This is a genomic window from Paludibaculum fermentans (assembly GCF_051172195.1).
GTDB classification, from domain to species: Bacteria; Acidobacteriota; Terriglobia; order Bryobacterales; family Bryobacteraceae; genus Paludibaculum; species Paludibaculum fermentans_A.
Map to the genome: position 1 here is coordinate 2,067,894 of NZ_JBPJAQ010000001.1, position 22,355 is coordinate 2,090,248.

Annotated in this window: 22 protein-coding genes; 12 read left to right on the plus strand and 10 right to left on the minus strand. The window is 63.1% G+C overall.

All coding sequences use genetic code 11. The annotated features are described in order from the left end of the window. The first annotated feature begins 54 nt into the window (after positions 1 to 54). Entirely contained in the window at positions 55 to 1,581 is a 1,527-nt protein-coding gene (locus ACR9Y2_RS08410) for a HEAT repeat domain-containing protein (protein WP_435040651.1), read from the plus strand. After that, positions 1,578 to 2,618, plus strand: a complete 1,041-nt coding sequence (locus tag ACR9Y2_RS08415; RefSeq protein WP_435040653.1) for a HEAT repeat domain-containing protein — start codon at positions 1,578 to 1,580, stop codon at positions 2,616 to 2,618. The genes ACR9Y2_RS08410 and ACR9Y2_RS08415 overlap by 4 nt, the downstream gene beginning before the upstream one ends. A gap of 66 nt (positions 2,619 to 2,684) precedes the next feature. On the opposite strand, the gene ACR9Y2_RS08420 is transcribed toward ACR9Y2_RS08415, so the two are convergent. The 4 genes from ACR9Y2_RS08420 to ACR9Y2_RS08435 form a co-directional block, all read right to left on the minus strand. Further along, positions 2,685 to 5,336: an ADOP family duplicated permease gene (locus tag ACR9Y2_RS08420; protein WP_435040654.1), complete on the minus strand. Its 2,652-nt coding sequence runs from the start codon at positions 5,334 to 5,336 to the stop codon at positions 2,685 to 2,687. 10 nt (positions 5,337 to 5,346) lie between these two features. Next, positions 5,347 to 5,682, minus strand: a complete 336-nt coding sequence (locus ACR9Y2_RS08425; protein ID WP_435040656.1) for a PadR family transcriptional regulator — start codon at positions 5,680 to 5,682, stop codon at positions 5,347 to 5,349. Between the two features lie 190 nt (positions 5,683 to 5,872). Beyond that, on the minus strand, positions 5,873 to 6,277 hold the full coding sequence (locus ACR9Y2_RS08430) for a type II toxin-antitoxin system MqsA family antitoxin (protein ID WP_435040658.1): 405 nt from the start codon (positions 6,275 to 6,277) through the stop codon (positions 5,873 to 5,875). Positions 6,278 to 6,502: 225 nt separating this feature from the next. Next, positions 6,503 to 7,441, minus strand: a complete 939-nt coding sequence (locus ACR9Y2_RS08435; RefSeq protein WP_435040659.1) for a bifunctional helix-turn-helix transcriptional regulator/GNAT family N-acetyltransferase — start codon at positions 7,439 to 7,441, stop codon at positions 6,503 to 6,505. A gap of 139 nt (positions 7,442 to 7,580) precedes the next feature. On the opposite strand from ACR9Y2_RS08435, the gene ACR9Y2_RS08440 reads away from it, so the two are divergent. The 6 genes from ACR9Y2_RS08440 to ACR9Y2_RS08465 all read left to right on the plus strand — a co-directional run bounded on the left by ACR9Y2_RS08440 (position 7,581) and on the right by ACR9Y2_RS08465 (position 13,068). Further along, on the plus strand, positions 7,581 to 9,830 hold the full coding sequence (locus tag ACR9Y2_RS08440; protein ID WP_435040660.1) for a nitrite/sulfite reductase: 2,250 nt from the start codon (positions 7,581 to 7,583) through the stop codon (positions 9,828 to 9,830). A 4-nt stretch (positions 9,831 to 9,834) separates the two neighbouring features. Further along, a complete protein-coding gene (locus ACR9Y2_RS08445; RefSeq protein WP_435040661.1) occupies positions 9,835 to 10,359 on the plus strand; it encodes a hypothetical protein in 525 nt (174 codons plus the stop codon). A 101-nt stretch (positions 10,360 to 10,460) separates the two neighbouring features. Next, positions 10,461 to 11,411 carry a PLP-dependent cysteine synthase family protein gene (locus ACR9Y2_RS08450; RefSeq protein WP_435040662.1) on the plus strand — a complete coding sequence of 317 codons (951 nt, stop codon included), beginning with the start codon at positions 10,461 to 10,463 and terminating at the stop codon, positions 11,409 to 11,411. After that, complete coding sequence (gene yiaK / locus ACR9Y2_RS08455; protein ID WP_435040663.1) at positions 11,412 to 12,413, plus strand: 3-dehydro-L-gulonate 2-dehydrogenase; 1,002 nt, start codon at positions 11,412 to 11,414, stop codon at positions 12,411 to 12,413. Positions 12,414 to 12,445: 32 nt separating this feature from the next. Next, complete coding sequence (locus ACR9Y2_RS08460) at positions 12,446 to 12,637, plus strand: type II toxin-antitoxin system VapB family antitoxin (protein ID WP_435040664.1); 192 nt, start codon at positions 12,446 to 12,448, stop codon at positions 12,635 to 12,637. After that, positions 12,637 to 13,068, plus strand: coding sequence for a type II toxin-antitoxin system VapC family toxin (locus tag ACR9Y2_RS08465; protein ID WP_435040666.1), 432 nt, complete (start codon positions 12,637 to 12,639; stop codon positions 13,066 to 13,068). Before ACR9Y2_RS08460 ends, ACR9Y2_RS08465 begins: the two co-directional genes overlap by 1 nt. A gap of 416 nt (positions 13,069 to 13,484) precedes the next feature. Here ACR9Y2_RS08465 and ACR9Y2_RS08470 read toward each other — a convergent pair whose 3' ends face one another. The 3 genes from ACR9Y2_RS08470 to ACR9Y2_RS08480 form a co-directional block, all read right to left on the minus strand. Continuing rightward, positions 13,485 to 14,519, minus strand: a complete 1,035-nt coding sequence (locus ACR9Y2_RS08470) for a hypothetical protein (RefSeq protein ID WP_435040667.1) — start codon at positions 14,517 to 14,519, stop codon at positions 13,485 to 13,487. Positions 14,520 to 14,580: 61 nt separating this feature from the next. Continuing rightward, positions 14,581 to 15,201: a hypothetical protein gene (locus tag ACR9Y2_RS08475; protein ID WP_435040668.1), complete on the minus strand. Its 621-nt coding sequence runs from the start codon at positions 15,199 to 15,201 to the stop codon at positions 14,581 to 14,583. Next, positions 15,198 to 15,713 (minus strand): RNA polymerase sigma factor, encoded by a 516-nt coding sequence (locus ACR9Y2_RS08480; RefSeq protein ID WP_435040669.1) that lies wholly within the window; start codon positions 15,711 to 15,713, stop codon positions 15,198 to 15,200. The genes ACR9Y2_RS08475 and ACR9Y2_RS08480 overlap by 4 nt, the downstream gene beginning before the upstream one ends. 261 nt (positions 15,714 to 15,974) lie before the next feature. On the opposite strand from ACR9Y2_RS08480, the gene gatB reads away from it, so the two are divergent. Continuing rightward, positions 15,975 to 17,456, plus strand: a complete 1,482-nt coding sequence (gene gatB / locus ACR9Y2_RS08485) for an Asp-tRNA(Asn)/Glu-tRNA(Gln) amidotransferase subunit GatB (RefSeq protein WP_435040670.1) — start codon at positions 15,975 to 15,977, stop codon at positions 17,454 to 17,456. Positions 17,457 to 17,510: 54 nt separating this feature from the next. Here gatB and bla read toward each other — a convergent pair whose 3' ends face one another. Continuing rightward, on the minus strand, positions 17,511 to 18,404 hold the full coding sequence (gene bla, locus ACR9Y2_RS08490) for a class A beta-lactamase (protein ID WP_435040671.1): 894 nt from the start codon (positions 18,402 to 18,404) through the stop codon (positions 17,511 to 17,513). A 7-nt stretch (positions 18,405 to 18,411) separates the two neighbouring features. Between bla and ACR9Y2_RS08495 the strand changes: the two genes are divergently transcribed. The 3 genes from ACR9Y2_RS08495 (at position 18,412) to ACR9Y2_RS08505 (ending at position 20,894) form a co-directional block, all read left to right on the plus strand. After that, the gene (locus ACR9Y2_RS08495; protein WP_435040672.1) at positions 18,412 to 19,086 is read left to right on the plus strand and encodes a DUF2167 domain-containing protein; all 675 of its coding nucleotides are present in this window, start codon (positions 18,412 to 18,414) and stop codon (positions 19,084 to 19,086) included. A gap of 281 nt (positions 19,087 to 19,367) precedes the next feature. Beyond that, positions 19,368 to 19,883 (plus strand): hypothetical protein, encoded by a 516-nt coding sequence (locus ACR9Y2_RS08500; protein ID WP_435040673.1) that lies wholly within the window; start codon positions 19,368 to 19,370, stop codon positions 19,881 to 19,883. A gap of 57 nt (positions 19,884 to 19,940) precedes the next feature. After that, on the plus strand, positions 19,941 to 20,894 hold the full coding sequence (locus ACR9Y2_RS08505) for an NAD-dependent epimerase/dehydratase family protein (RefSeq protein WP_435040675.1): 954 nt from the start codon (positions 19,941 to 19,943) through the stop codon (positions 20,892 to 20,894). Here the strand turns inward: ACR9Y2_RS08505 and ACR9Y2_RS08510 are convergent. Both ACR9Y2_RS08510 and ACR9Y2_RS08515 read right to left on the minus strand, forming a co-directional pair. Then, positions 20,857 to 21,438, minus strand: coding sequence for a methyltransferase (locus tag ACR9Y2_RS08510; protein WP_435040676.1), 582 nt, complete (start codon positions 21,436 to 21,438; stop codon positions 20,857 to 20,859). The two genes, ACR9Y2_RS08505 and ACR9Y2_RS08510, sit on opposite strands and share 38 nt — an antisense overlap. Continuing rightward, positions 21,438 to 22,352 carry a glycosyltransferase family 2 protein gene (locus ACR9Y2_RS08515; RefSeq protein ID WP_435040678.1) on the minus strand — a complete coding sequence of 305 codons (915 nt, stop codon included), beginning with the start codon at positions 22,350 to 22,352 and terminating at the stop codon, positions 21,438 to 21,440. The genes ACR9Y2_RS08510 and ACR9Y2_RS08515 overlap by 1 nt, the downstream gene beginning before the upstream one ends. Between the last annotated feature and the right edge of the window lie 3 nt (positions 22,353 to 22,355).

Below are 22,355 nucleotides of genomic sequence, written 5' to 3' on the forward strand. Positions count from 1 at the left end.
ATGCGGCCCGGTCTTTTTATCAACGAACTGATTACACGAAGGGATGAACTATCTATGAAACGCTACTGCTCCGTCCTGGCGCTGCTGCTCTGCGCCGCCGTCCCGGGACGCGCTCAATCCGCCGCCCCGGCAAAGGCCCCCCGCGGCGAAGCCAGCGCCACGCTGGAATCGATGAAAGCCAAGGCCGCCGCCATGGCCTATACCTTCGACGCCGCCGAAGCCAAATCCCTGGCCGCCTTTCCCGCCGACCTGGCCCAGCTCGAAAAGCTCAAGGAGCTCTCCGGCCTGGATGCCATGTCCGGCAAACTGCAGGAAATGTCCGACCGCTTCCAGTACTCCGGAGAACTCCCCGCCGCCAAGGCGTTTGCCCCCCTGGCCAAGATGGCGCCGATGGGCGACGGCTTCTACGCCATGGCTCAGGGCCTCTCCGCCACTGCCGGCCTGAACTCCAATCAGAACATCAAGAACGGCAAACTCGACCGCACCTACTCCCAGGCCCAGCGCGCCCTCGATCAGCGCAAGTGGGAAGACGCCATCAACGGATTCCGCACCGCTTCCAACGACCCCGCCCGCGCCGATGCCTGCCTCTATTGGATCGCCTACGCCCAGGGCAAACTCGGCCATCGTGACGAAGCCCTCGGCACCCTCGGCGAACTGAAAAAAGCCCATCCCAACAGCCGCTGGAACAACGACGCCCGCGCCCTCGAAGTCGAACTCCGCCAGGCCTCCGGCCAGTCGGTCTCCACCGACGCCAGCGACGACGAAATCAAGCTTATGGCCCTCAACGGTCTCATGCACAGCGACCCCGAGCGCGCCCTGCCCATCCTCCAGAAGATCCTCACCGGCAGCGCCAGCCCCCGGCTCAAGGAACGCGCCCTCTTCGTCCTCAGCCAGAGCGACTCCCCCAAGGCCCGCGAAATCGCCCTCCAACTCGCCAAGGGCGCCAGCAACCCCGACATCCAACGCATGGCCATCCGCAACCTCGCCATCCGCGGCGGCGCCGACAACCTCAAGGTGCTCTCTGAGGTCTACGCCTCCAGCCCCGATATCTCGGTCCGCCGCGAAGTCCTCCGCAGCTACATGATCAGCGGAGCCAAGGATCAGATCGCCGCCGCCGCCCGAGGCGAAAAAGACGCCACCCTCCGCCGCGAAGCCATCCGCCAGCTCGGAGCCCTCGGCGACCAGAAACTCCTCGGCGAACTCTACGGCGCCGAAGGCGATGCCGCCATGCGCTCCGAAATCCTCAACTCCCTCATGGTCTCCGGAGCCACCACCAAACTCATCGAACTCGCCAACGGCGAAAAGGATCCCACCGCCCGCCGCAAAGCCATCCAGCTCCTGGGCGTCATGGACCGCGAAAAGACCGGGCCCGCCCTGCTGGAACTCTACGGCAAGGAGTCTGAACAGGACCTCAAGAAGAAGATCGTCTCCGCCCTCTTCACCCAGGGCAACGTGAAGCCCCTCATCGAACTCGCCCGCAAGGAGAAAGACCCCGAACTGAAGCGCGAAGCGGTCCGCATGCTCTCCATGATGAAGTCCAAGGAAGCGTCCGACTACATGCTCGAGGTGCTGAATCAATGAAACCCCTCATCCTCCTCCTCGCAGCCTTGCCCCTGCTGGCCCAGCAGCCCCGCATCGTCAACGCCAAATTCGAGAACAAGGCTTCTTCGAACCTCAAAGCCGATGTGGACGCCGCCACCACGCGCGGCGGCCCTCTCTGGATCGGCTGGTCCGTGCCGCAAGTTGCCGGAGGCGGCAACTCCTGCTGCAGCACCTCCCGTGACGGCCAGGTCGTCACCCAGGGCTGTGCGCTGGAACCCAATACCACCGTGACCCAGGTCGCCTCCGGACCAATTCACCTCGAAGGCGCCAGCCACTCGGCCATCCTGCTCCGCATCGAGGGCCGCAACATCGACAAGGTCCGCTTCTTCGGCTCCGACTGCAGTCTCGACGCCGGCGGCCTGCCCGTCATCTGGCTCAGCGGCGTGAAGCCCGCCGACAGCGTCAACTACCTCGCTGCCTACACCAGGCAGCACTTCGAGGAGCACCGCAAAGGCGGAGCCATCGCGGCCATAGCCATCCACGACGATCCGCAAGCCGACCGCGTCCTCAACGAGTTCGTTCAGCCCGGTCAGCCCGAGGAACTCCGCCGCAGCACGGTCTTCTGGCTCGGCAACACAAGAGGCAAGTCCGGCTTCGAAAGCCTGCAGCGCATCCTGAAAGACGATCCCAGCCCCAGGGTGAAAGAGCAGGCTGTCTTCGCCATGACCTTGACGAAGGATCCCCGGGGCATGGACACCATCATCCAGGCCGCTAAGTCGGATCCCAATCCGGAAGTCCGTTCGAAAGCCCTCTTCTGGATGGCGCAAAAGGCGGGCCGGAAAGCCCTGGGCGCCATATCCAGCGCGGTAGAGAACGACCCCGATACCAAGGTGAAGCGCCAGGCCGTCTTCGCCCTAACCCAGATGCCCTCGAATGAAGGCATCCCGGCCCTCATCGAGGTAGCAAGAAACAACAAAAACCCGGCCGTGCGCAAGCAGGCCTTCTTCTGGTTAGGCCAAAGCAAGGACGCACGCGCCACCCGCTTCCTCGAGCAGGTCCTGACCGCCAAGCAGTAAATCCTTCAACCCCGGACCCGCCGTCCTCGCACGGCGGGTTCCTCCTCCCAGGCCATCTCCACCCCTTCACTCATACCGGATCGAGCGCAAGGCATCCATCCCGGCTGCCCGTCTCGCCGGCAGCAGCACCGCCACCATCGCCACTCCGAACAGCAGCACCGAGACCCCCGCGAACGTCAGTCCGTCCCGCGCACTCACTCCATACAGGAAGGCCGTTGCCACCCGCGTGACGGAATACGCCAGCCCCAGCCCGATCGCCAGCCCCACGCTCACCAACCAGACGCCCTGCCGCGCCAGCATTCTCAGCACATCTCCGGGCCGGGCGCCGATCGCCAGGCGGATGCCAATCTCTTTCGTCCGCTGCCGCACCGAGTAGCTCATCACTCCATACAGGCCCACCGCCGCCAGAGCCAGCGCAATCCCGCCAAAAACGCCGAAGAGCGCACCGCACACGCGCGGCAACAACAGTGCGCGGTCCACGTGGTCGGCCATGGTCTCCACGTCATACACAGGCAATGCCGGGTCCATCTCGCGCAATAGGCCGCGAACCGGCTCCGCCAGCCTGGTGGCCGCGCCATCGGTCTTCACGCTCAGCACCACGCCCGCCATGCCCCAGAAGTAGGAGTATTCTTTTTCCAGCGAGACAAAGATCTGCGGCCGCGGTGTCTCCGCCAGCGTCCTCGACTTCGCGTTCCCGGCAATACCGATCACCTGGTGCGGCATGCCCTCCCAGTTCACCGTGCGGCCAACCGGATCCACGCCCGGGAAGACCCGTTCCGCCAGCGCCTCGTTCACAATCGCCGCCGGCAGTCCGGCCGGCTCATGGCGCGCGAAGTCCCGGCCGCGCGCCAGTCCGATCCCCAGCGTGCGGAAATACTGCGACGTCACCCCATAGATATCGGCCAGCACCGCATCCCTCTCCCCGGGCCGGGACACCCCCGCCCCATTCGGAGCCAGGCTCAACGGCGGTGTATCCACCAGCCCCGCAGAGCGGACATGCGGCAGCGCCCGCACCCCTTCCAGTACCCGTGCAAACAGCACCTCCGCCCGCTCGTTTGTGTAGCCCGCCGCGCGCGGATCGAAGCTCACCAGCAGCACGTCCTTCGTGTCCATCCCCAGCGGAACCGAGGCCGCGTTGCGCAGGCTCCGCAGAAACAGGCCCGAGGCCACCAGCAATACCAGGGACAAAGCCACCTGTGTCACCACCAGGCTGTTCTTCAGGCCGAAGCTACGCAGTGCCGCAAACCCCGTCGCGTCGCCCTTCAACGCGAAGCTCAACCCGGCGCGTGTTCCCTTCAAGGCCGGCGCCAATCCAAACACCAGCGCCGTGACGATCGACAGCGCGGCCGTGAACAGGAGCACGCGCCAGTCGAGTGTGAGATCCAGCGCGATTGGATACGGCACGCTACTCTGCAACCGCCCCAGGGTGTTCGTCGCCATCCAGGCCAGCACGGCGCCCAGCAGAGCGCCCCCCATCGACAGGAACAGGCTCTCCGTCAATAACTGCCGCACCAGCCTCGACCGGCCGGCCCCTATCGCCAACCGGATGCCGAACTCCTGCTGCCGCGCCGCCGCACGCGCCAAGAGCAGATTGGCCACATTCGCGCAGGCCACCAGCAGCACCAGCGCCACCACCACCATCAGCGTGCTCAACAACGATTTCGCCTGGGGCAGGCCCATCGCCAGCGCATCGGCCGCTTCCAGCCGTAGCCGCCGCTTCTCACGCCCCCTCGGGTAAGCCTCGTCCAGGCGGCCTGCCACCGCCTGCAGCGCGGCCTGGGCGCTCGCGGGCGACTCGCCGTCCTTGAGCCGGGCCGTCACATACAGCCAGCGCTGGTTCCTGTCCTGCTCCAGGCGCCCTCGAGCGCCTTGCTGCAACTGCGGCACCGACTGCTCATGCAGCCCAAGAGGGATCCAGAAGTCCGTCACCAGGCCTCGGATATGCCCCGAGAAACGCGGCGGTGCCACACCCACCACCACATAGCCCTGCCCGCCCAACCGGATCGTCCGGCCGACAATCCCCCGGTCAGCCCCGAATCGACGCTTCCATACCGAATCCGAAATCACCACAACGGAGGAGCGGCCCTCTTCGACAGTGAATCCACGGCCCAGCCTGGGCTCCGCCCCCAGCACAGGGAAGTAGTTCGTGGTCACCAACTGGCCCCATAGCCGCTCCGCGTCATCCTGCGCGCTCAACGACCGCGGCACTGCCGGATAGGCCGCTGCGACGTCCTCAAAGGCCGTCACCTGCCGCCGGTAGTCTTCATAGTCGGGATAGGACAACCGGGCTGCCCCGCTCGGTTGATGCAGCGAGACCAGGCGAGACGCAGCCCGCACCGGCAGGCCGCCCAGCAGGACCGCCTTTACCAGGCTGAACACGGTCGTGTTGGCGCCAATCCCCAACGCCAGCGAAACAACCGCTGCGGCCGCAAAACCCGGGCTGCGCCGGAACGCCCGGCCGCAGTAACTGACGTCGCGCGCGAGATCCTCCAGCCACCCGAACTGCCAGGCGGCCCGCGTCTCTTCCTTCGCCCGGGTGCCTGATCCAAACTCGCGCCGCGCCTGTGCCAGGGCCCCGGACCGCGCCAGGCCGCCCGCCTCCAACTCATCCGCCCTCGTCTCGATGTGGAACTCGATCTCCTCATCCAGTTCCCTGTCGAATCGGCCGCGCCGCAGCAGGTAGGAAAGCCTGTTCAGCAGTTCATTTTTGAGCGACATGGAGTACTCCTCACGCCGACTTCATTACTAATTGGATCGCCCGCACCAACCGGTCAAACTCGCCCGCCTCGCGCTCCAGTTGCTTCGTCCCCTCGGTGGTCAATTGGTAGAAGCGCGCCTTCCGGTTGTTCTCCGAGACACCCCACGCCGCCGTCAGCCAGCCCTTGACCACCATACGGTTCAGTGCCGGATACAGCGACCCCTCTTCCACCGCCAACCCTTCCTTTGACGCTTCCTTGATGCGCTTAGCGATCGCATAGCCGTGCAGCGGGCCACGCACCAGTGTCCGCAGCACCATCATGTAGAGTGTGCCTGGCAGCAATTCCGGACATTCCGGTTGTTTCATGCGGTTCTTCCCTTGTCCAAGCTATGCATAGCATGGAATAGGGAAACGGGCAAGGAAAATCCTCGCCGCGACGGTAGGAATGCGATCGTACTCGCGCTGCGAACCGAGAAAGGTGACGAGCGGGTGCTAGTTCCAACACCCCACAACGGCTCGTGATCACTGACCAAATCAGGCCCACACGCGGAGCCGTCTAGACCTCTGTCTGAACTTCCTTCAATAAGTGGGGATGCCGATCGAGCACGATGAACAGCTTCACCAGCGCCAGGGGAGGCTTGGTCTTCCCGTTTTCATAGCGTGAGAATGCATTGGCCCCACCCCCAAAGAGCTCGGCCGCCTGCCTCTGATCCAGTGCCAGCTTCTTGCGCACTCGAGCGATAAACTCGGGATCAACAATACTGGCATTGACCTGCTTATTGAATTCGAGCATCGCCGCACTCACCCGTTTGGACTCGTCGGACCCCAGCACGCCTTCCCCGCAGACCGGGCAGAACTGCCCGCGCACAGCCCGGATGGCCATCGTCTCGCCTTTGTACGTGTAAGGGAGGTCTCGAGTATCGCGCACGAGTTTCCCCTCGCCGCAAATTGGACACTTCATGCCGACTCCCCGCTGTTTCATGGTTGCGCGCGCCGAGTGCAAGTCGATCAACTCGTAGAAGCCAAGTCCAAGTGCGACGTCCACTCCTCGAATGCTTCAAAATAACCTACTAGGTTGAATTTGACAAGTAGGTTATTTTCAGTAGGTTATTTTCAGTCCGCGATCATCTCGCAGGCGCGGATCCATGGCGTTACATTGCGGAACCGCAGCGGAGCCCTTCGCAAATTACAGCCCCAGTTCCCAAGTCTCCGAAATCATCGAATGCCCGAAGCTCTCATGCGCCTCCTGGCCCACCTTCTGGTACCCGGCCTTCGCGTAGATATGCCTCGCTGCCAATAAAACATTGTTGGTCCACAATGTGATCTTGCGATACCCCGCCTGCCGCGCAAATTTGGTGCACTCATCCACCAGCCGCTGCCCCAACCCCAACCCCCGCGCCGATGGCTCGATCAGCAGCAGACGCAGCTTCGCCACCTCGATGTGCTCCGGATCCTGCACCAGAAACACCGACCCCACCGTCTCCCCAGCCCGCTCCGCAATCCAGCACCGTTCCTTCTTCGGGTTGAACCGGTCGATGAAATCCGCCGCGATGCGCGCCACCAGCGCCTCGAACCGCTCATCCCACCCATACTCCTGCGCGTATAGCACCCCATGCCGGTGCACCACCCAACCCATATCGCCCGGTTGGTGGTTTCGCAACAAATACGGTTCTTTCTGTTCCGGCACCGGCTCCAGCACCGACTCGATGTTCCTCATCGAATCCACCAGCAACCGCTGCTTCTGCTCGTTCAACCGCATTAGCATCGTGCCCACTTCGGCGTTCGCCAGAAACGTCAGATTGGTGAACTCCGTCCGGCCCGCCGGGGTCAGCCGCAGATGACTCGCCCGCCCATCCGCCTCCGACGTCACCCGCTCAATCATTCGAACTTTCTCCAGTTTGAGCAGCAGTCGGCTCAGATACCCTGCGTCCATCCGCAACTCCCGGCCGATCTCCGTCGCCGTCGGGTCCTCCCGATTCGCGATCTCGTACAGGATCCGAACCTCGGTCAACGAAAATTTACTCCTGAGTAAACCTTGCTGCAGCGTGCCAATCTCCCGCGTATAAAACCGGTTGAACCGGCGGACCGCAGCCACGCGATGATCCAGAATCGACGGTGTTCGCATACTTAAAATTACTTGACAGTGTCAACTAACTTACTTGCTTCTGTCAAGTAAATAGAATACGGTCAATCCCCATGACCCGCCGGGGGCTTGAAATATCTGCCCTGAACTCGATATGGTTATAGGTGTTTCCTCTCTTCCTATGAAAGCCAGCAACAGCCAGTGGAAAGACCACCTCGTCGGCAAGATTGAGCCAGGCTTGGCGAGCGAGATTGACGCCTTCGACAGCGAGATCGCCCTCAAGAAGCAGGGCAAGATGGAAGACAAAGTCTTCGCCGAAACCCGCCTCCGCCGCGGAGCCTACGGTCAGCGCTACGACAACGGTCAACGCCACGATGGCCTGGAAAGCCGCAAACTCGCCTACGCGAACCCCAACACCAAGGGCCCGACGACGCTTTGGGATGCGCCCGGCATGCAGCGCATCAAAATCCCCTTCGGCGGCCTGAATGCCACGCAACTCGAAGTAATGGCGGAACTTGCGGAAGAGTACTCGGATGGCATCGCGCACGTCACCACGCGCCAGGACATCCAGCTCCACTTCATCCACATCGAGGACACCCCCGCCATCATGCGCCGCCTCGGTGCGGCCGGCATCACCACTCGTGAAGCCTGCGGCAACACCGTTCGCAATGTCACGGCCTGCCCCCTCAGCGGCGTCTGCCGCGACCAGGCTTTCGACGTCACCCCCTACGCCAAGGCTGCGGCCTATTTCCTTTTGGGTCATCCGGATACGCAGGATTTCGGACGCAAGTTCAAGATCGCCTTCTCCGGCTGCGGCGACAACCCCTGCGCCCTGGTCCGGATTCACGACCTGGGCTGTGTGGCCAAGGTCAAAGACGGCAAGCGCGGCTTCGAAGTCTATGTAGGCGGTGGACTTGGCACCGTTCCCTACGTCGCCAAGCTGTACACCGACTTCCTCCCCGAAGAAGAATTGTTGCCCCTCGCCCAGGCCATGACACGCGTCTTTGCCCGCCTTGGCGAGAAGAAGAATCGCAACACGGCGCGCATGAAGTTCCTCGTCGTGAAACTCGGCCTGGACGAGTTCAAGCGCCTGGTGGAGGAGGAGCGCAAGCTGCTAACTCCCGATCCCCGTTGGACTTCCTACCTCGACGGCATCGAGAATCAGCAGGAAACGCCGCTGCGCGATCCGGGCCTGCTGCAGATCGAAACGGCCCAGCCCGAAGACTTCCGCGCGTGGCGCGAAACCAACGTCTACGCGCAGCGTCAGGCGGGCTATGCTACTGTCACCGTGGCACTTCCGCTCGGCGACCTGACGGCCGACCAACTCCGCGCCCTGGCCGATATCGCCCGCCAATACGTGAACGAGACCGTCCGCACGACAGTCGAGCAGAACATCGTCCTGCGCTGGGTGAGCGAGAGCGATCTGCCCTCTGTTTATAACGACTTAAAGGCCGCCGGCCTGCACCACGCGGGAGCCGGCACCATCACCGACACGGTCGCCTGCCCCGGCACCGACACCTGCAAACTGGGCATCTCCTCCTCGCGCGGCCTGGCTGGCGAACTGCGGATGCACATGGCCGAAAACGGCGCTGCCGGCAACGACGCCATCAGGAAGCTGCGCATCAAGGTCAGCGGCTGCTTTAACTCCTGTGGACAGCACCACATAGCGGACCTCGGCTTCTACGGTGTCAGCCGCAACAAGGGCGGTTTTGCAGCCCCCCACTTCCAGGTGGTCCTGGGTGGACAGTGGACCGAAAACGCCGGCTCTTACGGCCTGGCGATCGGCGCCGTCCCCTCCAAACGGGTACCCGAAGCGGCCGACCGGATCCTCGCCCGCTACACCAAAGAACGTAAGGAAGCCGAGAGTTTTCAAGCGTTTATCCGCCGTATCGGCAAGGCCGAGTGCAAGAAGATGCTGGAAGACCTGATGGTGATGCCGCTCCACAGCGAGGACACTTCGCTCTACTCGGACTGGCACGATCCGCGCGAATACACCACCGGCGACATGGGCATTGGCGAGTGCGCCGGCGAAGTCGTTTCCCCGCTCGAATTCCAGATGACCGCGAGCGAACGCGAAGTCTTTGAAGCCCAGTTGGCCTTCGAAGCCGGCGACATGCCGAAGGCTTCGAAGCTCGCCTACGACTCCATGGCGCGTGCCGCCACGGCCCTGCTGGTGTGGCACAAGTCCTTCTATATCAATAGTCCGGACGGAATCGTCGAGGCCTTCCGCAAGGAGTTCCACGACACCCAGCTGTTCTTCGACCCGTTTGCGGGCGGCAAGTTCGCCCACTACTATTTCCACGCCCATGAGCTCCTGGGCCAGGAGCGGACGCCGGAATCGGCCCACCGCCTGATCGAGGAAGCGCAGTTGTTCATCGAGGCCTGCCATAGTTGCGTGGGCCGCATGACAGCAGCTCCGGTGAAGGGATAACGAGATGGAGCACGTAAACATCAAGATTTTCGCCGAGCCGGGCACCCAACTCTCGCTGGAAGACGCCATCCCGGTGTTTCATCGTTGGATCCAGAAGCGCGACCTGCCTGAATTGCTCATCGACGTGACCGATTATTCGCACGTCATCGCGGGGCCGGGCGTGCTGCTCATCGGGCATGAGGCGAACTATAGTTTGGACAATGCCCGCAATGAGTTAGGGGTTCTCTACAACCGCAAAGCGAGGGTCGAGGGCGACAGCCTGAAGCAGGCCTACGATGCGGCGCTGGCGGCCGCCCAAAGGCTGGAGCAGGAACAGGAGTTCCAAGGCAAACTGAAGTTCCGGCACGACGAAGTTGAGGTGACGCTCAACGACAGGATGCTGCATCCGAACACAGAAGAGGGCTGGACAGCGGTCCGCGGCGAGCTCGAGCAGTTCTTCGACGGGCTGTTCGAGGCCGGGCACTACAGCGTCCAGCGGGCCACCGATCCGCGCGAACGGCTGTGGGTGCGCGCCCGCCGAACCAATTGATTTGATTGGCTTTGCGATGCGCCGCGGCGAACTGGGGCTCGCACCGCGGCGTTGACTTGGGGCTGTAGTACAACCTGTTGGGATGCAAGGAGACGGCTACCATGCTCGCCAGTCCCGCCATTTTGCCGCCCTTGCGCGGCCAACATCTTCTGGCTTTGATCGGCCATACCCCGCTGGTGCGCCTGGAGCAGTCGACAGCCGACCTGCCCGGCATCGAGATCTGGCTAAAGCTCGAGTTCGTCAATCCGGGCGGTTCCGTCAAAGACCGGCCGGCCCGCAACATCATCCTCGACGGCGAGCGTTCTGGCCGCCTCAATCCGGATAAAATCATCCTGGACGCGACCAGTGGCAATACCGGCATCGCCTACGCCATGATCGGAGCGGCGCGGGGCTACAAAGTGAAACTGTGCCTCCCTGCGAACGCCAGCGAGGAGCGCAAACGCATCCTCACCGTGCTGGGCGCCGAGCTCGTCCTGACCGATCCGGGTGAGGGTTCGGATGGCGCGTTCCGCAAGGTGCGTGAGCTGTATGCTGCTGATCCTGAACGCTATTTCTACGCCGACCAGTACAACAACGACGCCAACTGGAAGGCCCATTTTCACACCACCGGGCCCGAGATCATGGAGCAGACGCACGGCCGGCTGACGCACTTCGTTGCCCTGTTAGGCACGACCGGAACCTTTACTGGAACGTCCAGAAGACTGAAGCGAGACCTGCCGCATGTCGAGTGCTGGTCGGCCCAGCCGGCGACTCCGTTTCATGGCGTGGAGGGCACCAAACACCTGCCGGCCTCGATCGTCCCTGGGATATATGACGAGAAGGTAGCGGATGGCAACCTCTGGATCGAGACGGAGGATGCCTATGCGATGGCGCGGAAAATGGCCCGCGAAGAGGGCCTGCTGCTGGGCATCTCGGCAGCCGGTAACATAGTGGCAGCACGCAAGTTAGGACAGCGCCTGGTGCGCGAAGGCAAGCGCGGCGTGATCGTCACCATCGCCTGTGATGGCGCGTCGAAGTACCTGAGCGACGGCTTCTGGAACGAAAATGATTAAATGCCGCGAGTACCATTCCAGGAGCTGCACGAGACCCTCACCCGGGTCCTGCTGAAGCAGGGCTTTACACCAGAGCGCGCCGATCTGTGCGCCCGCATCTTCGCCGAGACCACCCGGGATGGGGTCTACACCCACGGGCTGAACCGATTCCCCCGCTTTATCAACAACATCCGGGACGGAATCGTGCGCGTGCACGAGTCGCCGGAACGGCTGGGCGCGTTCGGAGTGCTGGAGCGCTGGAACGGGCGGCGCGGTCCTGGAATACTCAATGCCCATGCTTCGATGGGCCGGGCGATCGAGATTGCTCGCGAGAACGGGGTGGGGTGTGTCGCGCTATCTCAAACAAATCATTGGATGAGAGCGGGAACGTACGGCTGGCAGGCAGCGGAAGCCGGCCTGATCGGACTGTGCTGGACGAACACAATGCCGAACCTGCCGCCCTGGGGCAGTCGCGTGCGCAAGCTGGGCAACAACCCGTTGGTGATCGCCGTGCCGAGGGCAGGTGGGCACGTGGTGCTGGACATGGCGATGTCGCAATTCTCCTATGGCACGCTCGCAGCTTATAGAAAACGCAACGAGTTATTGCCCGTGGACGGCGGCTTCGACAGCGCCGGCAAGCTGACGAGGGACCCGGCGGCGATCGAGCAGTCCTGGCGTCCGCTGCCGATCGGGTATTGGAAGGGATCAGGCTTGGCGATGGTGTTGGACCTGATGGCAGCCTTGTTATCGGGCGGCCTGGCGACGCACCAGATCAGCGATAGCATGGACAGGGAGACGGGCATCTCTCAGGTTTTCTTAGCCTTACACCCCGGAGGCCTGGCCGCGGCAGAAGAGCTGACCAGGATGGCCGACAGCATAGTGGAGTCGCTGCGGGTGGGCGAAGAGGGTGGGGTGCGCTATCCCGGAGAGCAGACCCTGCGGGTGCGCGAGGAGAACCTGAAACTGGGCGTGCCTGTGGAAGAGGAGGTATGGGCTGCGGTACGTGGCATGGATCAGGCCTGATTCATCTGCATCAGGCATGCATACTGATGCATATGCGAACCACTCTGATCATTGACGATCAGCTTCTGGAACGCGCCAGGGAACTGACAGGCATTGACGAGAAGTCCGCATTGGTGCGGGCTGGCCTGGGGGCGCTCATCGCGCGCGAGGCCGGTAAACGGTTGGCCGCGCTGGGCGGATCACAACCGAAGCTTGCCAATGTGCCCCGGCGGCGTTCCGCCTGATGATCCTCGCTGATACTTCTGTTTGGATTCAGCACTTTCGCAAGGGCGAGCCCGACTTGTCGGTCTTGCTGGCGGATGGGCTGGTGGTGATGCACCCCTTCGTGCTTGGCGAATTGGCATGTGGAAACTTCACGGACCGTAGTGCGATCCTCGCCAGCCTCGGATCCCTGTCAGCGGTGCAACTGGCAACGCACGCGGAAGTACATTATTTAATTAAAGATAGAAAACTCCCTGGACGCGGCCTGGGTTGGCTCGACGTCCACCTGCTGGCGGCATCGCTGGTTTCGCATTGCGGGTTCTGGACTCTGGATCGCCGGCTGGGGCAGGCCGCGCGGGAGCTCGGCTTAGGCCGCATGTCCGCTCAGATGCGTCAGAAACTTGAAGATCGAGATCGGGGCGCCCCACTGGATCAGGTCTATGGCGACGGTTAGTCCAAAGAGAATCAGCAGGTTGCAGGCAACGCGAATGGGAATGGATGGGACCCTCGACGTGAGAAGACCACCTGCTACCAGCCCAACCAGAACGACCACTGCATTCACGACGCTCCAATTGAACACGAGAATCGGGGTGAAGAGGTCAAACCACGGATTGATCCCAAAGTTCCACGTACCCGGCTCGCCGCCGCCACCCAGGGTCAGGAAGTCGCAAAGAGTGATCACCAGCCAAAGAAACCAGAGGCTTGCCGTTACTCTGCCAACTCTGCCTGGCCCCTTCTCTTCCGGCGACCCGCCCGAGGATTCGTCCATGGCCCAGATGCTATCGCATTTCGTGACACCACGGCAGGAATGCGGAAAGGCTCGCCGGTTGCGTGGCCGGCGAGCCTCTTTGCTGGATTGGACCGGTGAAGTTACTGGTTTTCCGGGGCGGCTTCGCGCATCTTGATCGTCATCTTCTTGCGCATGTTTTCGCCGCTGAAGTCGTTCAGCTTGTAGTCGGCCGGGACCTCGAAGAGGGCTCGGGGCTGCTCGCCGCGGACGATGTTTGTCAGCTTGTAGGTCGTTTCGCCGTTGCGCGGATCGGAGTGCTTGCGGAGGACATCGAAGCCGAGTTCGGGGGAGCTCCAGCGCTCGGTGACCATCTCCAGGGCGCGTTCATTGCCGATCTGGCCGGCCGAGATCGTGACGGTGGTGCGGATGCCTATGCATTCCACACCTTCCACCACCTGCTTGCCCAACTCTTCTGTTTTCACATTGTTGCCAGTATCCGGGCGGGCCGTGGCCAAGCCGTCGACGCGGCGTTCGAAGGTCATGAGGGCCGGGCCTTCGGCGGCGGCATCGCTGGTGATCATGGCACCGGCCACACCGGCCGCGCTGCCTGCTTCGAAGTGCACCGTGGTGGAGGCTTCGTGGGTCCGCATCATCGCTTTGCCCGCCGACATCGTGCCCGCTTTGGGCATGCTCATTTTGGTGGCGACCTTTTCAGCGGAATTCAACGTGTATGATTCGCCGCTGACGGGGTCCATGATGTTCACGAAGGTCATGCTCTTGTTCTCGGGCACCCACATGGCGTTGGCGGCGATGGTGGTTTCGGTGCGGGTGCGGCCCTCGCTGTCGCGGTACTGTTTGGTGGACTGTTTGCTCGTGATGCGGTTGCCGTCGGCAAGGACCTGGACGCTTTCCGTTACCGCCTCGGCTGAATAGGGGGCGCCCTTCATCGCCTTGCTGTGCAGGAATTGAGTGGCCACGAGAGGTCCCGGGCCATTCATGACGAAGACTTGGTCACTCCTGACGGCGGACACGCCGCCGCCGACAGCCTGTGGTTCGTCCGTGCTGATGTCGAGCTGCACGTGCTGGAGGTTCGCTGGTTCGCGCGTGTGGCGGAGTTCCTGGGCGCAGGCGAGCGAAGCGGCTGCCGTTGCCAGAATGATGAGTTTGCTGTTCATGGTCACCTCTTACATTTTCCGAAATATGGCCGTTGGGACGGCGCGGTTTTACGAGAGCTGGTTAACGAATGAAGCGGATGGCGCGGGCTACGCCGTCGTCGCCGATGAAGACCTGGGCGGGGACCGCGTTGGATTCGGCTACGATGCCGAACTGGGCGGCGGTGTCGTTGCTGACTCGGATGCGGACGACCTGGCCGCGTGTGGAAACAGGCAGTCCGGTGTAGAAGTACCAGGGCGTCAAGGGGCGAACGGAGCCGGAAATGGGCTGTTCCTCTGCCGGCTCCGGAGCCGGGCGGACGCGCGGTGGCCGGGCGTAGGCGGCGGTTGTCCGAGTGACGGCCGGGATGGGCGCGGGCTGCGAGATTTCGCGATCGGTGCCGATGGCGGGGGCTCGCGAGGGAGCCGGTTCGGGCTCAGTGATGGCGACGACGGGTGGTTGGGGCTGGGCCGCCTTGCGGGGCATGCCGAGCCAGATCCCGAGAATGAGCGCAGCCGCGGCCGCGGCCGGCCACCAGGTGGCAAGGAGGCGGCGGCGGGCCCGGGCGTGAAGTTCCGCACGGAGGGCGTTGTGCACGCGGGCGGAGGCCTGAGCTCCGCTGGTTTCGCCCGCCAGCGCCTTGAGGGCGGTTTGCAGGTTGTCGTTTTCCCCTTGCATGCCGGGCATCCTTTCTCTGAAATTCATGCGCCGCACCGTTCCTGGCTGAGCCGTTCGAGCAGCAGGCCGCGTGCCCGGTGCAGGCGGGAGCGGACAGTGCCGACGGCGACGCCGAGCAGTTCAGCGACGGCGGAATAGCTCATTTCCTCCATGTCACAGAGGACAACGGCCTCGCGGTAGTGGGCCGGCATGGCGGCCAGGGCCTGGCGGACGCGCTCGATCTGTTCGGAGCGGGCGAGACCGTCGAGGGGATCGAGTTCCGTGATCATGGAATCCTCTTCCAACTCCTCCATGGGTTTCGCGCCGAGCTGCCGGAAGAGCAGGTTGCGGGCCATTCCATAGAGGTAACTGCCCAGCGGGCCGGCGGCGGGATCGTAGCCACGGGCTCCGCGGATGAGACCGAGGAAGACCTCCTGGACGATGTCGTCGGCGAGTTCACGCGAGCTGGACATGCGTAAGGCATAACGGAAGATGCGCGGCTGGTAGCGCTCGTAGAGCAGCTCGAAGGCGAGGTCTTCACCGGCCTGCAGCCGGCGCAAGAGCGATGCTTCATTCAGAGTGCTGGAAGGGCTCAGCAACGTGTCTCCGTTTGGAATTGCCGCGGGCTGGGTGGTTAGTTCCAATTTCTTTTTGGAATTGGATGGGCACCACCAGGATAGACGGGGCTGAGGTGGGTTTCGATGGGGACTCTCGGGTGGGGGACGTTCACGCTCTGTCAACCTGGGGGCGGATGGAGGTTGGAGCAGTCTTGCGTCTCGTGACAGAGATGAACGTCCCCATGGGGATTACAATGATTGTTTATGGCTGCTGTTGCACCCGCCCTGGGCACCCCTGAACAGATCGCGAAATATGAGCCGGTGATCGGGCTCGAGGTTCACGTTCAACTTGGCACGAACACCAAGATCTTCTGCTCGTGCCCGAACGAGTTTGGCTCGGCTCCGAATACCAATGTGTGCCCGGTTTGCCTCGGCATGCCGGGGGCGCTGCCGGTGCTGAACCATCAGGCGGTGGAGCTGGCGATCCAGGCATCGTATGCGCTGCATTGCGAGGTCCGGAACAAGTCGATCTTCGCTCGGAAGAATTATTTCTACCCGGATCTGCCGAAGGGCTACCAGATTTCCCAGTTCGACAAGCCGCTCTCCGAGTTTGGCTGGGTGGATGTTGTGCTGGAAGACGGGTCGGCCAAGCGGATCGGCATCACGCGCATCCACATGGAAGACGACGCCGGGAAGAACACGCATGACGGGTATAAGGACAGCGACACCTACTCCTATGTCGATTTGAACCGGTGCGGATCGCCGTTGACGGAGATTGTTAGCGAGCCGGATATGCGGAGCTCGGAGGAGGCGTTCCAGTATCTGACGGAGCTGAAGCTGGCGCTGCAGTTTGTGGGGGTCTCCAGTTGTGACATGGAGAAGGGGCACCTGCGGTGCGATGCCAATGTGAGTGTGCGGTTGAAGGGGGTTGAGCCGTTCGGGACGAAGGTGGAGATCAAGAACCTGAACTCGTTCCGGTTCCTGCGGCAGGCGATCGATTTCGAGATTGCGCGGCAGGTGGGCGTACTGGAGTCGGGCGGGCGGATTATCCAGGAGACGCGGCTGTACAACGCCGACCTGGGGGAGACGTTCGGGATGCGCAGCAAGGAGCAGGCGCACGATTACCGCTACTTCCCGGAGCCGGACCTGGTGCCGCTGCAGATCAGCGAAGAGTGGAAGGCGCGGGTGAAGGCCGCGATGCCGGAGCTGCCGGCCGAGATGCGGAAGCGGTTCATCCAGGAGTATGGCCTGAAGAAGTACGACGCCGAGGTGTTGACGGCGACCCGGCCGGTGGCTGAGTTCTACGAGACAGCGGCGCGTGTTTCCGGGGATCCGAAGCTGGCGGCGAATTGGGTGACGAGCGATCTGTTCGGGCTGCTGAAGGCCGATGGCCGGGAGATTGAAGAGTCGCCGGTGACGGGCGAACGGCTGGGCGAGCTGGTGGCGCTGGTGGCCAAAGGGGAACTGACCGGCAAGCTGGCCAAGGAAGTTCTGCCGAAGATGTTCACGACGGGGGATTCGGCGCGAGCCATTATGGAGCGCGAGGGTCTGAAGGCGATGAACGATACGGGTGAGATTGAGCGGATCATCGATCAGATTGTGGCGGCCAATCCGAAGCAGGTGGAGCAGTACAAGGGCGGCAAGACGACGGTGATCGGGTTCTTTGTGGGGCAGGTTATGAAGGCGTCGCGCGGGCAGGCGAATCCGGCTGTGGTGACGGAGATTCTGACGAAGAAGCTGGCCTGAGGGGGTTGATGGGGCCTTCCGGTGACTCCCCCGCTCCTTTTAGTCGCGGCTCTGTTACTTAGCGGCGGATTTGGTGGTGGTGGTGAAGTGGGTGAAGGCTAGGCGGGCGAAGGCGGCTATGGCGCGCTCGCGGGTGTCCTGGGAGAGCGGGGAGTCCATCACGAACACGGCTATGGCCAGGTGTTGGCCATTGGGGAGTGTAATCAGGCCTACATCGTTCGTGGCGGCCGTCACGCCGTTGACCGTGTTCGACGTGCCGGTTTTGTGGGCTACCACGGTGCCGGGCGGCAGGTTGCCCTTGAGGCGTTTCAGCCCGGTCTCGGTTTCAGTCATCCATTGCAGGAGCAGGGCGCGGCTGGCTTTGGAGAGTCCTTTGCCTTGTTGGAAGAGCTTCAAGAGCTGGACCATTGCTTCGGGCTGGGCCCAGTTGCGGTATTGCACCTGATTGTTGCTGCCCAGGGATTTCTCGGTATCCACCACTTTGATGCCCTGGATGCCGAGGCCTTTGAGCATGTTCTGGACCTTGGAGGCGCCGCCGATGACGCGCAGCAGGACGTCGGACGCGGAGCCATCGCTCTCTGAGACCGCATAGCGCAGCAGGTCCCGGAGGCTCATATTGAAGCCGCCATCGGGGTGCATGTCGCGGATGGGGCTGCGCTGGCGGCCTCCGATGAGGTCGGCTTTTTCCACGCGGATGGACTGATCGAGGCGGAGCCTGCCCTGATCGACCTGCTGCAGCACGGCCATGGCGATGGGGAATTTGTAGACGCTTTGCATGGGGAAACGGTCGGTGGAATGAAAGTCGAGGCGTGATCCGGTCTCGACGATTTCGGCGGCCATCCCGAGCTTCCCCTCGGTTTGTCTGGCGATGTGCTCGAAGTCGGAGGGGCTCTGTAGCAACAGCAGCAACAACGGCAAACCCATGTGCATCACTCGCGAGAGTAGCATGGGGCAAGTGGCTAGTCGAATCCTACTATTGCTGTTTACAGTGGCGGTGTTCGGACAGCCTGCGCCGGAGATCCGCTGGTCGTTCGGGCCGGCTCCGGTGGTGCTGGGTGGAATTGCGAGCATTCGGGCCGGACCGGGGCAGATCTATGTCCAGGGCCGGGAGATGGGGCGATTCCTGGAGGCCAGCGGAAATCCATTGACTGGGCGGGAGTTGGCGGTGGTGGGGCCGGCGGATCTGCAGTGGTTTGCGGTGATCACGCGGGAGGACCGGATCAGTGTGGAGGAGTTGCACAAGGCGATTGTGGACGGGAGTGCGGCGGCGAACCTGATCCGGGGGCGGCAAGGGCGGGAGACGCTGGATGTGCTGGGGTACCGGTCGGCTCCGCGGTTTGATGCGGGGCGGCAGGTGCTGACGTGGAGTTTGGATACTTCGGAGAGCGGCGGGCGGGCGGTGGTCAACAAGTTTGTGTACTTTGTGGGGCGGGAGACGGTGATTGGTTTGGAGATGGTGACGGAGGCGGAGGGCTTTGAGAGCGCCCAAGGGGCGTTTGACTCTTGGGTGACGGGGTTCCGGTTTGCGGGGGGGCATGAGCCGGCGGCGCCGCGGGACTGGGGGTTGTGGGTGGTGTTGGTGGTGTCGGGGGTGTCGGCGGCGGTGGTGGTTTGGCGGTGGCGGAGGTGAACGGGTTGGCTGTTGGTTGGGGCGTTTCGGGTGGGGGACGTTCACGCTCTGTCAACCTGGGGGTGAAATGCTGTTGGGGGATCTGCGGCGTCTTGTGACAGAGATGAACGTCCCCGGGGGGCGGCGTCCTGTGACAGGGATGAACGTGGCTGGGGCTTTCCTTCGATGGGCTGGTGGGCCAATCTGACGGCATTTGTAACCCGATTGGGCTCGGGCGGCGTCAACTTCAGTACGGCCGCTGCGTGCTTTCCGCCGCGGAGGGTCTGAGGAGGTTTTTCAGAATGTCAGTTTTTTCCGCCCGCAAGGTCTTTGGACGCCTGGCTATGGTAGTGCTGGCTGGGGCACTGGCTGCTCCGGTGATGTTGGCCGATACGGTTTGCGATGCCTCGTCGCTGAAGGGCGCGTTTGCGTTCCGCCTGACCGGCACGAACTTTGATAACCAGGGGTACCTGTACTTCCACAATGTGGTGGGCCGGCTGGTGAGCGATGGCACTGGCGGGCTGACGGGCAGCAACACGTATAACTACGACGGGACGGTCTTCCGGCAGACGCTGACCGGTTCGTACACGATCAGTGACGACTGCACGGGGACGATCACAATTTCCGGAGCTTCCTCGGGAACGAGTCATTTTGATATTGTCCTGACGAACAACGGGCAGGAAGCCGAGATCGTGCAGACCGATTCGGGAGTTTCGCTGAGCGGCAGCATGAAGATGCAGAATCCGCCGGTGGCGGCGACGCCCACGACTCCGACGACGCCCACGACTCCTACCGATCCGGCCGCGCAGAAGAAGTAGCGGACGGGGTTTGTCCCGGTATGGCCCAGGTTCATGAGCCATACTGGAAGCTTATCCATGCGAGTTTTAGTCACCGGCGGGGCTGGCTTTATCGGTTCCCACCTCTGTTCCCGGCTGCTGCGGGGCGGTCATGCGGCTGCCGTGCTGGACGACCTTGACGACTACTATGATCCGGCGCTGAAGCTGCGCAATCTGGAGGAAGTAAGGGCCTGCGGGCCGGTACAGTTCCAGGCTGGGGACATTTGCGACCTGGCGGGTGTCGAGCGGCTGATGCAGGAGTTCCGGCCGGAGGCGGTGGTCCACCTGGCGGCGCGGGTTGGTGTGCGGCCCTCGTTGACAGAGCCCCTGCTGTACCAGCGGGTGAATGTGGAAGGCACGGCGGTGGTGCTGGAGTGCGCGCGGCGGTGCGGGGTGGAGCGGTTTGTGTTCGCGTCGTCGAGTTCCGTGTATGGGACGGCCAACCGGGTGCCGTTCTCGGAAGACGACACGCTTTTGCGGCCGATGTCACCCTATGCCGCGACGAAGATCGCGGGCGAGGCGTTGTGCCACTCCTACGCGCATCTCTACGGCCTGAAGACGACGTGCCTGCGGTTTTTCACGGTGTATGGACCGCGGCAGAGGCCCGACCTGGCGATCAGGCGGTTTGTGGAGAACATCTCGGCCGGGCGGCCGATTCCCGTATTTGGCGATGGGGCGACGGGGCGCGACTACACGTATGTCGATGACATTGTCGACGGGATTGTGCGGGCGCTGGGCCACGATCACGGCTTTGAGATCTACAACCTGGGGAACTCGCAGCCGGTGCTGCTGCGGGACATGATCGCGACGCTGGAGCGGGTGCTGGGGCGTGAGGCGGTGATTGACCGGCAGCCGATGCAGCCGGGCGACATGCTGGTGACGTGCGCATCGATTGAGAAAGCTCGGCGGGAGCTGGGGTATCAGCCGGCGACCGCGTTTGAGGCGGGGCTGCGGGCTACGGCCGAGTGGCTGTGCGGCGCTTCAGCAGGCTGAGCACGGGCGGCAGGAAACGTCCTGAAGACTGCAGGTAGGAGTCGTAGCCGGGCAGGCTGCCTTTGAGCAGCGCCTCTTCCTGGGCGGCTTTACGCCAGACGAACCCAATCAACGGCAGGACGAGCAGGACGCCCCAGGAGTTCAGGGCGAGCTCATAGCCCGCGACGAGCAGGATATCGCCGAGATAGATGGGGTGGCGGACGTAGCGGTAGAGGCCCTGGGCGACGAGTTCCTGCTGAGGCAGGACGGTGGCGGATTCGACGTCGGACCAGTTGCGGCCGAGCTGGATGCGGGCGGCGACGGCGACCGCGAGTCCTGCGGTAAAGAGGCACAGGCCGGCTGCCTGGAGCGGGAAGGGATCCCGGGCGATGGGCAGGATTTCAGGCAGGAAGCACTGCAGCAGCAGCCCGGCGAGGACGGCGATCTTGACGGCCTTGATGAGGCGGAAGGGCTGGCGGGGGCCGCTATCGGCGTGGCGTTTGAGCACTTCCCACACGAGTTTGTGGGCGACCATGCCCGTCAACAGGTAAGCCCGCAGCAGCATTATTCTTCAGGGCCGCCGAGTTCCTCGACCGTGACGCTGCTGGGCGCGGCCTGGCTCATGCGGCCGAGGCGAGTGGCGATGGCGTCGCCGACCATGCCGATGAGCAGGATCTGGAGGGCGGAGACGAAGGCGAGCAGGGCCGAGGCGGAGATGTTGGGCTGATGGGTGAGGTCGATGGACATCTTCACGATGCCGTAGACGAGGCAGAGCAGGACGATGGGCAGGAAGACGCGCAGGGGCCGGAAGAGCATGGCGGTGCGGAGGATGAGGACGAGGAAGCTGGCGGCGTCCCAGGGCACAATCTTGGACTTGCCCTTGCGGGGCAGGTAGTCGATGGGCAAGTAGACGACGGAGTACTTGTCGCAGTGCATCGCCAGGGTGATGGTGGTGGTGAAGCTGAACTGGTTGGGGAGGATGCCGAAGTACTGGGCGGCGATTTCGCGGCGGAAGGCGCGGAGGCCGCTATTGAGATCGGGGATCTTTGAGGTGGAGAGGTAGTTGGCGAGGCGGTTGAGGACCCACTTGGCGGGGCGGCGGACGAGCGGGATATTGACGTTGGCGCCGGTGCGGGCCCCGACGGCCATGTCGGCGCGCTCGAGCATGCGGAGGAGCTCGGGGATATAGACGGCAGGGTAAGTGCCGTCGGCGTCGATGATGACGATGAAGGAGTGTTTGGCGGCGACGATGCCGGTTTTTAGGGCGGCGCCGTAGCCGCGGTTGCTGCGATGGCGCAGGACGCGGGCTCCGGTTTTGGCCGCGGCTTCAGCGGAACCGTCGGAGGAGCCGTCGTCGACCACGAGGATTTCGCCTTCGATGGCGTTTTGCGCAAGCACTGCGCGAATCTCTTCCACCACAGCGCGGATCCCGTTGACCTCGTTGTAGCAGGGGATGATGACTGTTGCCGGATTCGCCATGGG

Excerpts from the sequence above, each read along its gene's own strand:
- ACR9Y2_RS08470 (WP_435040667.1), bottom strand. The coding sequence starts at position 14,519 with ATGAACAGCAAACTCATCATTCTGGCAACGGCAGCCGCTTCGCTCGCC.
- ACR9Y2_RS08510 (WP_435040676.1), bottom strand. The coding sequence starts at position 21,438 with ATGCTGCTGCGGGCTTACCTGTTGACGGGCATGGTCGCCCACAAACTC.
- ACR9Y2_RS08465 (WP_435040666.1), top strand. The coding sequence starts at position 12,637 with ATGATCCTCGCTGATACTTCTGTTTGGATTCAGCACTTTCGCAAGGGC.
- ACR9Y2_RS08415 (WP_435040653.1), top strand. The coding sequence starts at position 1,578 with ATGAAACCCCTCATCCTCCTCCTCGCAGCCTTGCCCCTGCTGGCCCAG.
- ACR9Y2_RS08515 (WP_435040678.1), bottom strand. The coding sequence starts at position 22,352 with ATGGCGAATCCGGCAACAGTCATCATCCCCTGCTACAACGAGGTCAAC.
- ACR9Y2_RS08420 (WP_435040654.1), bottom strand. The coding sequence starts at position 5,336 with ATGTCGCTCAAAAATGAACTGCTGAACAGGCTTTCCTACCTGCTGCGG.
- ACR9Y2_RS08425 (WP_435040656.1), bottom strand. The coding sequence starts at position 5,682 with ATGAAACAACCGGAATGTCCGGAATTGCTGCCAGGCACACTCTACATG.
- yiaK (WP_435040663.1), top strand. The coding sequence starts at position 11,412 with ATGCCGCGAGTACCATTCCAGGAGCTGCACGAGACCCTCACCCGGGTC.
- ACR9Y2_RS08460 (WP_435040664.1), top strand. The coding sequence starts at position 12,446 with ATGCGAACCACTCTGATCATTGACGATCAGCTTCTGGAACGCGCCAGG.
- ACR9Y2_RS08505 (WP_435040675.1), top strand. The coding sequence starts at position 19,941 with ATGCGAGTTTTAGTCACCGGCGGGGCTGGCTTTATCGGTTCCCACCTC.
- bla (WP_435040671.1), bottom strand. The coding sequence starts at position 18,404 with ATGCTACTCTCGCGAGTGATGCACATGGGTTTGCCGTTGTTGCTGCTG.
- ACR9Y2_RS08410 (WP_435040651.1), top strand. The coding sequence starts at position 55 with ATGAAACGCTACTGCTCCGTCCTGGCGCTGCTGCTCTGCGCCGCCGTC.
- ACR9Y2_RS08435 (WP_435040659.1), bottom strand. The coding sequence starts at position 7,441 with ATGCGAACACCGTCGATTCTGGATCATCGCGTGGCTGCGGTCCGCCGG.
- ACR9Y2_RS08440 (WP_435040660.1), top strand. The coding sequence starts at position 7,581 with ATGAAAGCCAGCAACAGCCAGTGGAAAGACCACCTCGTCGGCAAGATT.
- ACR9Y2_RS08445 (WP_435040661.1), top strand. The coding sequence starts at position 9,835 with ATGGAGCACGTAAACATCAAGATTTTCGCCGAGCCGGGCACCCAACTC.
- ACR9Y2_RS08475 (WP_435040668.1), bottom strand. The coding sequence starts at position 15,201 with ATGAATTTCAGAGAAAGGATGCCCGGCATGCAAGGGGAAAACGACAAC.
- ACR9Y2_RS08450 (WP_435040662.1), top strand. The coding sequence starts at position 10,461 with ATGCTCGCCAGTCCCGCCATTTTGCCGCCCTTGCGCGGCCAACATCTT.
- ACR9Y2_RS08430 (WP_435040658.1), bottom strand. The coding sequence starts at position 6,277 with ATGAAGTGTCCAATTTGCGGCGAGGGGAAACTCGTGCGCGATACTCGA.
- gatB (WP_435040670.1), top strand. The coding sequence starts at position 15,975 with ATGGCTGCTGTTGCACCCGCCCTGGGCACCCCTGAACAGATCGCGAAA.
- ACR9Y2_RS08500 (WP_435040673.1), top strand. The coding sequence starts at position 19,368 with ATGTCAGTTTTTTCCGCCCGCAAGGTCTTTGGACGCCTGGCTATGGTA.